Source organism: Pseudomonas sp. NPDC087615 (assembly GCF_044743445.1).
GTDB classification, from domain to species: Bacteria; Pseudomonadota; Gammaproteobacteria; order Pseudomonadales; family Pseudomonadaceae; genus Aquipseudomonas; species Aquipseudomonas baetica_A.
Genome location: NZ_JBIUWM010000002.1, coordinates 173,471 through 188,877 on the forward strand (window position 1 = coordinate 173,471; position 15,407 = coordinate 188,877).

Consider the following 15,407-nt stretch of genomic DNA (forward strand, 5'->3'; position numbering starts at 1 on the left):
TAAGAAAACAAATCTTAAACTTAATGCGTCAATTCAAAATTCTGTTCGCAATGCTTTTTCTTCTGTTGGTTGGCAACCAAGCCCAAGCTCTCGAATATTCAAATCTTTGTGAAGTTATGAAGACAGCAACACCTCAATCCAAGGGGTTGGCTTCTCAGATAACCCTAGGCATGTTCGCTTGTGATGCCGATCAGGGAGTAAGCGTACTGCTTGCCCTTGAGGGTAGTAATTCTACTGCTGTTAAAGCGATCAAGCCGATTCTTGTAAACGCTGGTCGTACCGATGCCAGCTTCTCAAAGCCAAGCCCTTTTCTCGATTCAATGACTACATATTTAACCAATATAGGTTTGGGCGTAACAGGTCTGATTGCTGTTTTTTTGATTTGGAAGTTTTTATATGACAAGGCGAAAACCGGTAGCGTTGAAGCAGCTATCAAAAACAACACGATAAGAATGGTTGCACTGCTTCTTCTTTTTTGTCATCTCGTCATTGTCAGCGTTGTAATGTTGTTGTTTGCAATCTTCGGTTTCATGATCTCGAATCAGCATTTACTATCATCTAATTTAAATGAGCTTGCAAAGTCGGAAGATTACAACGTTATCAGATCTGAAGAGAAGATGGTTTTCTCGGCTAACATCGAGAGGGTAAACGATATAGCTACGGAAGATCTTAGGACCATAGACGCAATGTTTGCCAATAATCGTGTGGCGTTGGGTGAAGCCGGGTATACAAGAGGTGAGATACTTAAAATTTCTGCTGACGCCGGTTTGAAGGTTTCGAAGGATAAAAGCTGGGGTACACCAAACGTAGACGCAACAACAAATTGGAAAAACATTCTTAACTGGCTTAACGAAGTCAAAGACTATTCAATGAAAAAGTCTGCTGACGATTACCCATTCAAAGACCAAGTGCTTAAAGGTTATCCCGCTAGTTTTGGTAAATTCATCATTGGATCGAATGGTGCTGATGTTGAGCAATTGACTGGTGAGAGTCTTAATGACGGTACGATGAGGTCTATGTTTGAAAAGGGGGCAAAGACTAGTAATGAAATGTTGGGAGGATCTTCTACCTATCTAAAAAATACTGGTACGTTAGGTCGTAAGTATTACGCTCAAATCATGGATGACAATTTCCAAACGAACTCAATGAATGTTGTTGATGGTAAGTTCGACGCAGAAGAGCAAGCCATTGTTGATGATGCTTATGCTAAATCAAAAGAAGTGATGGGCATTTTAAAGCTTGACGAAATTGGAGTCAGTACGTCATCAGTTGCTGAAGTGATAAAATCGAAATTTGCATCGGGATTTCTTTCAGCGTACATGGGGCATGACTTTGATGCTGATGGTGCTTCATTTCAAAACATTATTAACTATTTTAAGAATACGATTGTAAAAGCCAAACTAAACGAATATTGCACTGATACATGGTCTGAGCATGAATCTTCCAGGAGGGCTATAAAGCAATATAACGAATTACCGAATGACGTGAAAGGTTCCAAGTTAAACCGTGATCAAGGATGGGATTCAATCTCTGATTTTGACATGCAGTGCGCGACCCTTAACCCAATCTCATTGAAAATTGAGATATTGGGAAGCGAAAATCAAGCTGACGTTCTCAAATTCAGAGCGGTGCAGTTAGCTTACCTAACAGCTGCTAATAGGGCTTTCGAGCTTTATTACATAGGCGTAAAGAAGGCACTGCAAGAGAACAAAGAAGGCATAGACATGCTGACTTATGAAGTGTTAAGCAACTCGACGAAGGGGATTTTGGGTAGTGCTTTGTCAGCTTCATCCATGTCGAAATTCCGTAACAATAAAAACATCAGTACCCAAACATTGAAAAATGCTTTCTTTGTTCACTGGGATAACGCCGATATTAAAAACTATAACTACGTGAATAGAAAGGTGCTTTGTGGTATACAGGATGTTAGGCCAGAAGGCCAATCAAGCTCGTGTAACCTTGTACCGTTTGCTCCGGTTGATTACAAAGGGCTTTACCTTTCAGCAATTATCAACGTAACACCTTCTACTCTTTTGGACGATGGAAGCTGGTTTAGTAAGTTCGACTTTAACAAATTAATCATGGATGCAATCGGTTTTGATTTCACCTCTATCAAATTGATGGCCGGGTTTGATCCCTCGCTGTCGATTATGAAAGGTAGAGCGGAGTGTGCAGCAAATCCACAAAGCTGTGCGAACAATTACCATATAGGTCTCGCTGGTGGGATGTACATGCTTGGTAACGAGATGTTCGACTTTGGTGTGAAGATCATATTGCTTAAGGCGCTTACAGCCGTTGCAGATGGAACACTCGATTCGATTATTGAGATGATCGGTTCTAGTGATTCATCATCAGCAGGTATCAAGACAGGACAATTCACCGGAAATATCGCTAAATTCCTAGGTTCGTTTAGCGGTAAGACAGTACAGATAGCTCTCAAATCCATGGATATTATTATGAGTGCGTATTTACCGTTGGGGTATGTATTTGCTGCACTAGGTTTTTTCTGTAAATACGTTATTCCTTTGGCCTTATTCTTCATGTTGTTGGGTAGATTGATTTCATTTATCTACTTCGCGTTTTTCTTCAAATTTATCGAAGCCCCAGTGCTTTTCAGCTACGGTGCCATAAGCGGTAATCCTATCCATTTACAAAGAGCAGGGTGGAAGTTGGTTTATTTAGCTTGGTACATGCCAGTACTCGCTTTGTTTATGAAAGTGATTTCATTCACTGCAGACAATATGAATGCTCAAGGTTTAATTGCTGGAATTCTAGGTATGAGTGATGGGTCGTTTATTGGAGATATTCTTGCAATTCTTGCTACGGTAATATTTATCATTTTCTGTATTTTCAGTATCTATAAAAGTGGGATGGACCAATTCGACAGTACAATGAAAGTAATCGGTAATGAGGATGCCCCTGCTGATGATTCAGCAAACAGAATGTATGCTTTATTGTTTGCGAATAATAGAATGCAAAATGCGATCAGTTCTAGTGTCCCAGCACTTGAGAAAGGCTTCAAAAATCTTGTGGCTAACAATTTGAAGGCCAAGCAATACGAGGCCCAAAGGAAAGAGAGAAATAGACAAGCTCGAGAAGAATTCAGTAAGGAAGAACATAAAAATAAACAAACCACTGAAGGGGAGGCTTGAATATGAATGAGCAATCTAAAAAGCACTACTATTGGTTTTTGGTAGCTATCGTCGTGCTAGGTCTGGTGAAGGTTTTTACCGTTTTAAGTTTTGGTGCGATGTTGTTAACTGCATTCGCTTGCGCGGTATTATTTTGGTCAATTCTCAAGGGTGTGAGTATAAATAAGAAGCTAAATGCAAAGATTGAAGAAGTTGATGCTGCGAATCGTGATGTGATTGAACACAACGAAACTCTGATGGGACTGGAAATGGCGCGCCAGAATGAGGTCAGAAAGAAGAGACTTGAAAAGCTCGGGCTTGGTGATTGATGAGGTTTCTTGCTTGTGTCACCAGAGCCTTTCTGTGCGGTTTCCTTGCCTTGAGCTTGGCGTCCGCCAGTGCTGGCAGTGATCGACTCTCTAGCGCGGGTATACAGCCTTGGCCTGTTGCGGTGATGCCTAGCGCCATGGACCTGGCTTCCCTCGTTGCCTCTAACTGTGTGGCATGGCCTGTGACCTGTTCTGTGGTTGCGTTCACTCTTCGGGAAGGGGAGGAGACAAACGTGTTGAAGGCACTTCTTGGTGAGGACATTGAACCATTTACCGTGGCTGGTAGGTAAGCTCCCGTTCACCCTTTTGTAAGGGCTCGCCCTGGTGTTGTACAGTCCCGCAATAGCTAGTCATTTTTGGAAAGGAAACCCCTGGGTTCAGTATGAAAATTTGGGCTTGTGCAAAAGATGTGAATGGATTTATCAATCGTGAAGATGGCAGATACAAGCTTTTTTTCATCTGGCAAGCGTTGAAGATCAAGCGTGAGAACTACCAGTATTTCGAGTCTTTGTCCTTCTACAGCACTCACTCACGCGAGCATAAGCGTAAGCCGATGGTGGCTGTTAAAAACGGTTGGTTCAGATACAAAAACCTCGACAAGGCACCTGGTGGAAATTCAGATAGTGACGGCGAGTCGATTTCCCATGCTTTCGTAATCGCCGCATTGGCGCAGCTCGAAACCATCAATTTCGTCTTTGGCAACCAGATGGTTCCGTTCAAGTTCACAAGGCTCGTAGCTGACGAAGGAGAGCTTCGCTTTGGCAATGGACGCACTTACTACCCTGACCTCTACGGAGAGTTCACAGATGACAATCCCTACTATGAAAAATGGGGTGGGAAGGTCGCCATTGAGGTGTGGGTGGAGCATCAGTGCGAACGTCCTAAAATCAATGATTTTGAGGCGCATTGCGTGCCCATCATTGAGGTGAAGGTGGGGCCAGGTTTGAGAGTCGAGCAGCACATTCGCCAGGACGATATTGAAGGTAGCCTTGAGAGACGATTTGCCAAGACAAAAGAGCTGCTAACTGAAAAAGTTTTCGCCAAGATTATTTCTGATCCCGTCAGCACCAAATTTCACCGTGAATTTGCCTCTGCCCAATCTGACAAGCTCAAGGGGGTGGTGGCTAACGCCCAACTTGCGTGTGCGCTTCTTGAGAAAAAGATTTCTGCAAAGGATGAAGAGCTTAATGTCACTAACAGCAGGCTTGTAAAAGCTCATGGCCTTTGGCAGAAATCGAGTTCAGACCTCAATGAGCTGGAGGGTAAATCTTCCGACCTGAAAGCCACGCTTGATCGCAAAGAGCTGGAACTGAAGCAAGCTCGTGATCAGCTAGTGGCTGAGAAAAAGAAGGGCTTTTGGCAGTGGATGAAAGGTCGTTTTAGCCGCGATTGATTCGTGCTGTAGAGGTAGGCTGCGGCAGAAGTCTGCCAGACTTATGATGCGGTTCCACTCAATTTTCCGGGATGTCTTGTATGGATGCTAAGACGCTTTACATCGTTGGCAACGGCTTCGACCGGCAGCATGGTATTCCATCTGATTACCAAGACTTCAAGGCATTCGTTGAGCTTCATGACGATGACGTTTTTGGATGGGTTGAGGAATTCATTCCAGCGGGAGAAGATTGGGGGCATCTCGAAACTGCTTTGGCAGAATTGGATACGGGTTCCATCATCGAGAGTCTGGAGCATTTCATGCCCTCGTATAGCTCGGATGAGTGGAGTGATTCGGGACACCATGATTTTCAGTATGAAGTTGAGCGGGTCGCATCCGGACTGTCATCAAGGCTGCAAACGCTCTTTGCTCGGTGGGTGAGAAGCCTGCCCATACCAGATGCCGCGAGCGCCCCGGTACGATTTGGTAGCCTCGATCCGCAAGGCTTTTACCTAACCTTTAACTACACACCAACCTTATCCACGGTGTATGGAATTGATGACAATCGGATTCTGCACATTCACGGAAGAGGTGAGGACGAAAGTGCGGACCTGATTCTCGGTCACGGTTGGGCACCTAGCCAACGTCAATCACTGAACCACAGCTCTGATCTGGAAACTCAAGATACGCGGCTAACCGAGGCCCTGGACGAGCTTGATAGCTACTTTGAAAAGACCTTCAAACCTTCTGAAAAAATCATTGCTGAAAACGCTGATTTCTTTGAGAGATTGGATTCTGTGGAGGAAGTGGTGGTACTGGGGCACGGCTTGTCGAAAGTCGATCAGATGTATTTCAAGGCCGTTGTGAAAGGACTGAGCAACCGTGACGTTGTTTGGACGGTAGCCGTTCGGTCTCCAAATTCCTTTGAAAAGAATCGACTCGCTTTGCTCGGTTTCGGCGTGCCCTCTGAGAAAGTTTTCTGGAAGCTATGGTCTGATATGTAATCGTATTCTTTGTTCAATAGGTAGGCTCATGCTGCACCTACCAATTGTGTAGCGCTGTGTACTCTCCTGGCTTCGCTATCACTAAGAGGCATGACATTCTCCGGGTAGCCAAATATCTCGTAATAGCCACACGCACGAAGCTTCTCTTCACGAGTCCTGGCGCGAGATTCATAAACCTTTGCGGGGGTTATGAACCTGAAGAGGTAAGGATTTCCAGAAGTCCACTCTGTAATCACGTTTGAGCAGTGCTGTGTGAACTCGCAAAGGTCTATGTCGTTAATCACTGTGTTGGAAATGATCTGGAGGGTCGTGGTGCAGCACATGAAAGGGTCAATGTCGTTCGCTATGACAGTGGCATTTTTCGCGTGATGGGGATTTCGCTTCATCATTTGCTGCAGTGGTGCCAACACTAATGCACCTGCCCCACAGCACATTTCCATAAGCTTGAATGGCTGGTCTGTCTGCATAGGCATGAGTTCGGAGCATCCGCTTGCGAGGCTTGGCGGTGTCAGACACTGCCCGAGTCCTTTCCCGCGCTTGCCCACGAGCAGTATGCTTTCTAGGAGAAGTGACAGAACGTCAGTGTATGCAGAAGCTATAGACACGATTTCAAAGTACTGTGCCACTGCGATACAGAGTGCTTCGGAGTCGCAATCATCGATCTGTTTTGAAGAGATTTCGTAGAGGGAAGGGTGGATCACTATGCATTGCATAGTTTCTGCGTCTGACAAACCCAATCGCTTATACCGTTCGATGAAGAGCTTTAGCTGAATATTCAGCGCGCCTTTCACGAACAGCTTGAATGAGTTTTCTTGGTTTGTTCTATCGTTTTCAGGATGATTTTCGTAAATCTTAAATATGGTTTTTCTAAGGGTTTCGATTTGGTTTTTTAATTCATTCATTTTTCACCTATTCAGTAATGACGGCGAAAATATAGATCGAATTAAATGTGGTTGTCAAGATTATTATTATAATATTGGATTGGTTCTTTGGATAAAGTGTATAATGGAGCTATAAACAAATATTTTAATAATGCGGAAATATAAGCTCGAAGCAAAAAACAAAGGCAGTTCATTTTCTGGAGTTAATGAGAGTCCGAAAAATTCAGGCCCTTTATCTAAATATCAAATCGATTACTATAAAAGATTTAAGGTTGGTAAAAGTGTCGAAGTAATTAATGATTATGTAATTATCTGAAAGCCATTTGTTTTTTTTTGGTTATGTACCGGCATTGCTCTTTTACCGAAAGCGAAGCTCGTCTGTCGGACGGATCTGTAGGTCGCTTGTCGGCTGCTGGCACGTCGCGCCATACTGTTCGTATGTACAGTACGAGCAAGCCCCCATGTTTTCCATCCTCGGTCCTATCAATCCACCTGTAGATCCTCTGCGAAAGCCCATAGTTGGTAGGGTTTCGTGTGGGTTTCCATCCCCTGCGCTTGAGTACTCTGAACCGCCTTTGAGCCTCGATGAGCTGGTGTGCCTGCGTGAGCCTTCGCGTTGGCTGCTCCGTGCTGACGGTGATTCCCTGCAAGGGATTGGCATCTACGATGGTGACGTGCTGGTCGTGGACAAAGCTATGGAACCCCTCACTGGTGACATCGTTGTCGTGGTCATTGGCTCAGATTTCTGCTGCAAGGAGTACAGAGAGCGCATGGGAAAATCGCCCGTTCTGCTGGCCCACAATCCCCTCAATGCAAGCATTGAGGTGGGAGAGTGGGAAGACATCGAGCTGTGGGGTATCGTCCTGCACAACCTACACCGTGTGTCTCGATAATTGAGTGCTTTATGACTAGCAGAAAAGAAGCTCTTTCCCGTTTGACTAAGCAGGTACTGGAAACGCGAAGTGAGGTACGAGCAGGTCTGGAATCTGTAGAGATAGAATTACGTGAGTCAGTTAATGGTCTGAGAATATACGCAACCGGTAAAAGAATAGATCTATATAGAATCGACGAATGGGACTGGGAATATGGAATGTTGCATTTCGACGGGGAAAATTTAAGGATTCTTACTTCCACAACTATGGAGGATGGTCAAAATTACGGAACCCCTTACGAGGGGCACATGACTTCGCGGCATATGAGTGAGATCAAAGACGACAATGCGATTATTAAACTAACTTCTTCTGACTCAATAAACTCTATTTGGAACGCATTGGAAGATCAGGCAAAGGAGATGCTTGGTGAGGCTAAAAGCTCCGCTAAACTCTTGTCCGAATTTTCGGATGTTCAAAGTGAGAGCATCCATAAAGAATTAGTAAACTTAATGGATGGCGACTATTTTGAAAGGCAATGGGTTCGCGCAAGACTTGCAATTGAGACAGATGCAAGTGACTCCTTAACGCGCACAACCCAATTCCTTGAATCGGTCTGCCGCCATTACCTGGAAAAACGTAAAATTCCTTTGGGTAACAAGAAAACCATTACAGATTTCATAAATGCTGTAGTAGCCGATTTTCCCCCGCTGAAATTTCCAAACGGCGAAGACCATACCGCAGATATTAAAGCTTTTTTTGGCGGCGTTAAGGGAATATCTCAAAGTGCCGGGGCTTTGAGAACACATTTGGGTACGGCCCATGGGGGGGATAAAACCGCCAATGCTGATGAGGCGCGCCTGTCAAATAATCTAGCGGGTGCAGTGGCGATCTACATTCTTGAAAAACTTAAAGAGCGGATGGTTGCAGAAAATGAGTGATGACGGATTTTCTGAGCTGGCTGCTCGATCAGCGAAGGTCAAAAATGAGAACCTGCAACTGCTGCTTGGTCTGAGAGCTTTCGAGCAAAAGCTTCTCGATTTGGTTGAAGGTCTTGGGTGTGGTGGCAACAGTGAAACCATAGTTTTTGATGAAATTCTTGACCAAGAAGATGAGCCCATTAGGCACACGCTGTGCTATCTCACTTTCACTGGTCGAGAGCTGAAAATCTGCTGGAAAGAGGCACCTCGGCCAAGTGAATTCGATTACTGGAATTACTGCAAGTTGGAGGAAGCGGGCACTGATATGCAGCGGCGCGTCAGTGACCACAAGGTTCTGAATTCACTGGTAGCTGATCTGCTGGTAAACCTGGATAGGGAGTACCTGAAAACGGCCTCTGTGGTTCAGTCGCTTTCTCAGTTTGTCACGGTCGAGAAGGCCGCGATGGATGCCGATCTCGATGGGCTCTTCCAGGGCAATAAAATGCTCTCGGATTCCTGGTTGAAAGCTCGGGGATGTGTGCTGACTGATCCAGAGCTTTCCATCACGTTGAGCTGCAGCCACATAGAGACAGTGCTGAAAGCATGCCTGAAATCATTAGGTGAAACGGGCTACCAGAAAGACGCGATTGAGAAGCTTGGTAGCAAGGTTTTGGACATCCTGAAAAAGTCCTCGGTTATCGACGAAGCTACCTCGCAAATGATGCGTGGAGTAGGCACCATCTTCCTCGGCGTAGGGACCATCCGTAACGCCCAAAGCGTCTCTCATGGCAAGGATGATGAATACACCCCACCTACGTCAGATCTAGCTCAGACAGTGAATCATCTTGCCGGTGTTGCCTCTGTCTTTGTGATGAAGCAGACCGACCTTGTGTTGAAGGGGCGGTGATTTATGGCGGTCTTCTGTCTGGTCGATTGTGATTGCTTCTACGTGAGCGCAGAGCGTCTTTTCGACCCTACGTTGATCGGTGTTCCCGTGGTCGCATTGTCGAACTCAGATGGCTGCGTCGTTTCCCGCTGTCCAATAGCCAAAAGCAAGGACACGGCCAACGGCGGGCTGGGGATCAAGATGGGCGCGCCGTTCTTCGAAATTAAGCACCTGATGAAGTCCCATGGGCTTCGTGTGGTGTCCTCCAATTACGCCTTGTACCAAGAAGTCAGTAACCGTGTGATGCGCGTTTTAGAGACGTTTGCGCCTCGGATCGAGGTGTACTCAATTGATGAGTCCTGGCTGGATTTCACCGGCGTCCAGGGCGACCTGGAGAAGATTGGGCGTGAGATTCAATTGGCGGTGAAGAAGCAAACCGGCATAGGTGTAGGGGTAGGGTTTGGGCCGACCAAGACTTTGGCAAAAGCAGCCAATTTCAGCGCGAAGAAATGGCGGAAGGAGACTGGCGGTGTCGTTGTTCTCATGGACGTAGAGCGCCGTGACAAGCTTCTTAAATGGATGCCAGTTGATGAGATTTGGGGCATAGGTCGGAAGCTATCTGCGAGCCTTCAAGGTATGGGAATCCATAAGGCTATTGACCTTGCACGTTATGACCGAAAGAGCCTGCGTAAGGTGTTCAACGTGAACGTGGAAAAGACTTCGATGGAGCTTGAAGGGGTGAGCTGCTACGCGCTTGAAGACTCCCCTGAAACCAAGCAAACCATTGCAAGCACTCGATCCTTTGGTGAGCGTGTTACTTCGCTCCAGGGGCTGCGTGAAGCTGTTGCCACATATGCGAGTAGGGCATGCGCAAAGCTCCGGTCGGAAGGGCAGCTTGCTTCCTGCCTTCAGGTCTTCATTCAAACCTCACGCTTCGATGACAAGTCCTACAGCCGTGCTGTGATCTGTGGCTTGCCGGTGCCCAGTAATGATACACGGGAATTCGTAGCACTGGCTTTGGAGGGATTACAGAAGATCTATGTACCTGGCTATAGGTACGCCAAGGCCGGGATCGTGTTGAGCCAATTCGTGAGTGGCGACGGCTATCAGCCGGATCTGTTTGCACCAGAGCCTAGGCGAAATTCAGAGACGTTGATGAAAGTGTTGGATGGGATCAATGCCAGGTATGGCCGGGGTAGTATCAGGCTCGCTGTGGAGCCACCCATTCCCCAGTGGGGAATGAAAAGGGATTACCTATCAGATAGTTTTGTCACTGATTGGAATCAGCTCAAAAGGGTTTTATGTTAGGTTGAGAAAATATGGCTTCGGGTCAAGGACGAAATGATGTACCACTACTATAAGCCACTTCGTAATTTCTCAAAAAAACTCGATCTGAACACTTCACTAGTCCAGGTTTGGGAGATATTCCAAAATATCGTTAACGATAAGCTTTTGCCCTATGAGTTTCACGTACTTGGTGAAGGCAACCCATCTGTGAAAGGTAAAGTTTTTCCGTGGGAACTAGATATTTTAGTAAAAGAAATAATTATGCACGCCGGTACAGCAGGCGATAAAAATCTCTTTGTGATTTCTGACTTCGTTTGTGCGTTCAGGTTGGTAAGATATATTCCCGATACCCTAATAGGTTTGAGGCCGCAAGAGCGCATCATGCGTGAGATGTCGCGCATTTACAGCCAGCAAAGTACATGGAAGCGTGGGAGAGATTTGCAGACTATCGCAAGATACTTAAGAATTTATTCCTTTCCCGCTCTGCATGACGTATTGCTGAAGGCTACGGGTATGTCAATAAAGCATAACATGCTAATGGGGGCGGCAATAACAGGGCACTTACTTGGAAGTTATTGGTATAGTCCACTGCAATCATTTGAGGCATTCGGTATTACTAACCAAATGCGTGATTCTTTTTGGGACCGGATTTCGAGCAACATCAGTGATCTGCGTGCTGCTGTCAGGACTGTACAAAGATATGATGACGACTGGGCATATACTTTTAATCCGCTAATGGATAAACCTATGATTAAAGGGTTGACAACAGATCCGCACATGGCTGTCTGTCCGATCCCGTCGTATTTGCTTCAGCGAATAACAGAAGGTTTATTTTTTGATATTAAAAATGTAAAAGGTTTCGGCAACTCATACGGAGCTGCATTTGAGAGTTATGTGAAAGGGATAACAGAACAGCTAAATGAGAGTGGTTTCTTCACCGTTATTGAGGGTAGTGAGTATAAAGTTGGGAAAGACAAAAAGCATGGTGTAGACCTTATTCTTGAGAGTTCTAATACAGCTATATTGATAGAATGTAAGACTAAAAAAATGGTTTGGGATGCCAGGTATGGCTATGGGGAGGAAAGTTTAATTTCCGAAATCGAGAAGTTAGCTGAGTTTGTGGTTCAAAACTATAAAAATTTGGTGGATGTTGTTAATGGGAATACGAGCTGGAAATACCTAGGTCGCCATTTGTATCCGATGGTCGTTACCCTAGGAGACTTTGTGATGATGGACCCAGTGATAATTGCAAGGTTCGAAACTGAAATTCTAGATAAACTTGCTATCGAAGGACTTCCCCCTGAAATTCAGTCCGAATACCCTTACCTAGTGGTTTCGATTGATGAGTATGAAAAGCTCATACAGGTCTTAGACATTGTTGGGTTTGATGAGTTTTTTGATAAATTTAAAGCAAGTGAAAATAGGGGCTGGGCAGTAACAAAATTTCTCCATGAGGTTTATTCTGCCGAAATCTTAAAGTGTTCAAATGATTATCTACGCCAAGATTTGCTCGATTTAAAGACGGATCAAATATTCTACGAAAAAGATATACCCATAAATTAAAGTCTGTGCAGATTTAAAATGGAGGCCTGCAAATGGTATAATTAAGGAAATGAATACTAAATAGATGAACTTCACAAGAAATATTTTTCTGCTGCTTTTGTTGTTTTCTTCCTCCTTCTCACAAGCGCAAGCAAACACATTAGAAGAAGCACAACAGGCAGATTGTTACTACGCAACGAGTGACATGGTAGGGAAATGCGCTGGGCATGCAGCTAAAAATGATTTTGCCTTTAGCGCAGCCGCTAAAATGCTAACCCCGCAATCGGTCATGATAGCTCGATTGATCTTGTCACCTTACTACGATGACCTATCAATCGTTGCTGATAAATCAAAAGAAGGTGAAGCAATACAGGCTATCGTGAAAGGTGCCGTGGACGTAATTGGTATATTTGCCTTTCTAATTGTTGGTCTTGCGGTTCTTTATAATATTTACAAGAATGCATCTGACGCTAGCGTTGTAGCAAATCAAAACAAAGCCCTTTTAATATTTTGCTGGATAGTCGCCATTATTCTTGTCGGTTATGGATGGATAATTCAAACAATTTTAGCGGCTGCGATAGTCTGTTTTGTACTGACAATACAGGCAGGGATATTCTTGTTTGGTATTTTATTTGACTCGTCGGTAAAGGATGAATCTGCATTTACAACAAGAGGAAAGATCGCTGCCGAGCTTTATTATAATAATGTCATATTGAATGCTATTCAAATGTCCGCCGAAGACATTTCGCTTCGTAGAAAGCTTCTAGTGAAGCACAACCTAATAAAAGATGTGAACACGGGTAGGTTCAAATTCGTCGAGACTGCTTTCTCCCGTTGCCTTGAACAGCCTGCACCACAAACCGTCTACGATGGTGAGGCTTTACTGGTTGGTGAGATAGTGAAGACCAAACAGTGTATGAAAGAGGGTCTACAGATAAACGTATATTCACCTGGGATCATCAAGTCTTCTCAGTCTGAAATCGTAAAGATGGCAAACATTAGGTTGTTTGATGGTGCTTATGAAGAGGCCAGGAAAAACCTAATCTACATGTGTAATACCGGCCTAGATAAGGGCGAGAATCGTCAAACCTACGCTGACAGTGAGCTATTACTAAACGACTGTCTAGACATAAAGGTGGACGGATCTGTTGCTGACAAGGATACGTTTGTTCATGAATATAGGGAAAGCGTGACTGCTGACCAGTTACGTGAAAACCGTGATCAACTGGTTGGCATTGTCAAAGACACTGTAGACACAGTGGTTAGAGAATTGTTGGATAAAACGGAAAAAGAGAAAATTCGTTCTGATTTGGTTTCAATGTTCATATCATTGATGCACGTTAACAGCTTCCAAAAGAAAATCCATGATGCGGTAGACGCAGAATATAAAGGCTTTGTGGTTACTGTGGATCAAAAGCTGAATGCGGCTGATTCATCTGCTGCATTGAATGAAAATGATGCTGGCAATAGTAGAAGTAATTTATTGAGTGATTCTGAAAATTTGAAGCTCTTCGACATTAAGAAATCAATTTATGACGTGTACCTGACTGGCGGAAATAACGATTTATCAGGTTTAACGTTAGGAACAATTCAAAAACTCTTAAACATGATGACAGCAAAGTATTATGAAAATATTGGTTTTCAGTTCAAGTCATGTTTTAAAACCGGTGCGAATTGCTATTCGCCAGTTTTGAACGCACCAGCAGCGCTTTTCAGTAACTCAGCTGAATACACACAAATGTCACTGTCGATTTACTACGGTGCAGAAGTGTTAAGAAACGGAATTTTGACATTTAATAAGAATGAAAGATATTTGACTAATACCCTTTCGGGTATCTCCAAGATCTCAATGTTTATGTATTTGTTCTTTATGGGTAGCCAGATCTTGTTCGGAATTCTTCCGATCATCTATCTTATGGGGGAATTAGGAACTCTTTTTGCTGGTATTGTGGGCATCACAATTATTCTTTGCGTAAGAATTCTCAAGGCAATAATGCCAGGGAAAAGTGAAGATCATGCTTTTGATGTGTTCAAAAATATTCTTCTGCAGCACGCTTGGATTTGTTTGCACGGTCCTATGACGATTGTCTTGTTTGTTGTGGGCATCGTTCTGATTTCAAATATACTCGTAATAGTCAATGAGGTGGTCTACCATTTATCGTCTATCTTTATGGCGGGCGGAACAGGGATTATCTTTGATTTTATAAGAATGCTCGTGATGTTGTTCTTGCATCACATAATAAGTATCGTGATGTTTATTGTATTCTTAAGGCAGGTGAAATCCATCAACGTTTCATTCAAGGAATTGCTAGTGGCAAAAGACATTGTTGAAGATAAGAGAATGGGTGAGAACGGCTTTGAAAAAGTTAAAGGCGCAAACGAGAAATTCACAGGCTCATTAAAATTGCAGAGTTTTAAATAAGGAATTTGTTATAAGGGTATAGGAATTTATTGCAAAGGGGTTGATGCGTTTGTCGCTTAATCATTTTCTTTTTATTTGCAAATGCTATAATTTGGATAACTAGAAGAAGGTGAGCAACATGAAGAAGGAAAAGATTAGGTTAAATTTCTTACAGAGATTTATAATTATGTACGCAGGCATCTCAACGTTGCCAATCGGGAACGTTCTCGTACAAGGTACTTCAAATGTTAATAGTGCGTATTATGATGCTCACCTGATTCTCTTTCATGTCGCGCCATTCATTTTTGGATTGATCACGTTGCCAGTTTTTTATTTAATCAATCAGATTGATTACAAGCCAAACTTTTTCAGTCCTGATATTTACGATAAGCGAATCAAAGCGTTCAAGTTGATAATGAATATCCTGGTATGGGTTTTCATCTACAGGGCATCCATGGTCATGTTGTTCGGGGTGCCATTTTGGAGCTTTGCGGGGGAAGCTACAGTAGTGAAGTTTTTCCTCCATGAATTGTATTACGTCGATCTTACACAGGTTCAAATGAGCTTTAAGAGAAGTGATCCTTCAGCAATGTTCGGGGCTATGTTTTCATTCACTATTATCTGGCCGGTAGCTCTGCTGTTTGGAATGTACACTTTGATGCAGATGAAAAAAAGAAGCTTGCGCAACGACAATAGAAGAACTGCATGAATACAACGGGATATGAAAAGGCCACTCTTCAGTGGCTTTTTTATTGGGTTTGATTTGGTGGTTGCATTCCGGCTAC

12 protein-coding genes are annotated in these 15,407 nt (G+C 43.9%); 11 read left to right on the plus strand and 1 reads right to left on the minus strand.

Annotated elements, in window-relative coordinates; all coding sequences use genetic code 11:
- Window positions 1-23 precede the first annotated feature (23 nt).
- The 4 genes from ACIOU6_RS02295 to ACIOU6_RS02310 all read left to right on the plus strand — a co-directional run bounded on the left by ACIOU6_RS02295 (window position 24) and on the right by ACIOU6_RS02310 (window position 5,836).
- The gene (locus tag ACIOU6_RS02295) at window positions 24-3,152 is read left to right on the plus strand and encodes a hypothetical protein (protein WP_401133464.1); all 3,129 of its coding nucleotides are present in this window, start codon (window positions 24-26) and stop codon (window positions 3,150-3,152) included.
- Between the two features lie 2 nt (window positions 3,153-3,154).
- Window positions 3,155-3,460 carry a hypothetical protein gene (locus tag ACIOU6_RS02300; protein ID WP_401133466.1) on the plus strand — a complete coding sequence of 102 codons (306 nt, stop codon included), beginning with the start codon at window positions 3,155-3,157 and terminating at the stop codon, window positions 3,458-3,460.
- Between the two features lie 382 nt (window positions 3,461-3,842).
- On the plus strand, window positions 3,843-4,853 hold the full coding sequence (locus tag ACIOU6_RS02305) for a hypothetical protein (protein ID WP_401133469.1): 1,011 nt from the start codon (window positions 3,843-3,845) through the stop codon (window positions 4,851-4,853).
- A gap of 80 nt (window positions 4,854-4,933) precedes the next feature.
- Window positions 4,934-5,836, plus strand: a complete 903-nt coding sequence (locus ACIOU6_RS02310; protein ID WP_401133471.1) for a bacteriophage abortive infection AbiH family protein — start codon at window positions 4,934-4,936, stop codon at window positions 5,834-5,836.
- 26 nt (window positions 5,837-5,862) lie between these two features.
- On the opposite strand, the gene ACIOU6_RS02315 is transcribed toward ACIOU6_RS02310, so the two are convergent.
- Entirely contained in the window at window positions 5,863-6,738 is an 876-nt protein-coding gene (locus ACIOU6_RS02315) for a hypothetical protein (RefSeq protein ID WP_401133474.1), read from the minus strand.
- A 440-nt stretch (window positions 6,739-7,178) separates the two neighbouring features.
- On the opposite strand from ACIOU6_RS02315, the gene ACIOU6_RS02320 reads away from it, so the two are divergent.
- From ACIOU6_RS02320 to ACIOU6_RS02350, 7 genes are all read left to right on the plus strand, one after another.
- A complete protein-coding gene (locus ACIOU6_RS02320; protein WP_401133476.1) occupies window positions 7,179-7,610 on the plus strand; it encodes a LexA family protein in 432 nt (143 codons plus the stop codon).
- 11 nt (window positions 7,611-7,621) lie between these two features.
- Complete coding sequence (locus tag ACIOU6_RS02325) at window positions 7,622-8,527, plus strand: abortive infection family protein (protein WP_401133479.1); 906 nt, start codon at window positions 7,622-7,624, stop codon at window positions 8,525-8,527.
- Window positions 8,520-9,413, plus strand: a complete 894-nt coding sequence (locus ACIOU6_RS02330; RefSeq protein WP_401133481.1) for an abortive infection family protein — start codon at window positions 8,520-8,522, stop codon at window positions 9,411-9,413. Before ACIOU6_RS02325 ends, ACIOU6_RS02330 begins: the two co-directional genes overlap by 8 nt.
- Window positions 9,414-9,416: 3 nt before the next feature.
- A complete protein-coding gene (locus ACIOU6_RS02335) occupies window positions 9,417-10,700 on the plus strand; it encodes a Y-family DNA polymerase (protein ID WP_401133484.1) in 1,284 nt (427 codons plus the stop codon).
- Between the two features lie 36 nt (window positions 10,701-10,736).
- Entirely contained in the window at window positions 10,737-12,242 is a 1,506-nt protein-coding gene (locus ACIOU6_RS02340) for a hypothetical protein (protein WP_401133486.1), read from the plus strand.
- 64 nt (window positions 12,243-12,306) lie between these two features.
- Window positions 12,307-14,643, plus strand: coding sequence for a hypothetical protein (locus ACIOU6_RS02345; RefSeq protein WP_401133488.1), 2,337 nt, complete (start codon window positions 12,307-12,309; stop codon window positions 14,641-14,643).
- 118 nt (window positions 14,644-14,761) lie between these two features.
- Window positions 14,762-15,331: a hypothetical protein gene (locus ACIOU6_RS02350; RefSeq protein ID WP_401133490.1), complete on the plus strand. Its 570-nt coding sequence runs from the start codon at window positions 14,762-14,764 to the stop codon at window positions 15,329-15,331.
- Window positions 15,332-15,407: the final 76 nt, after the last annotated feature.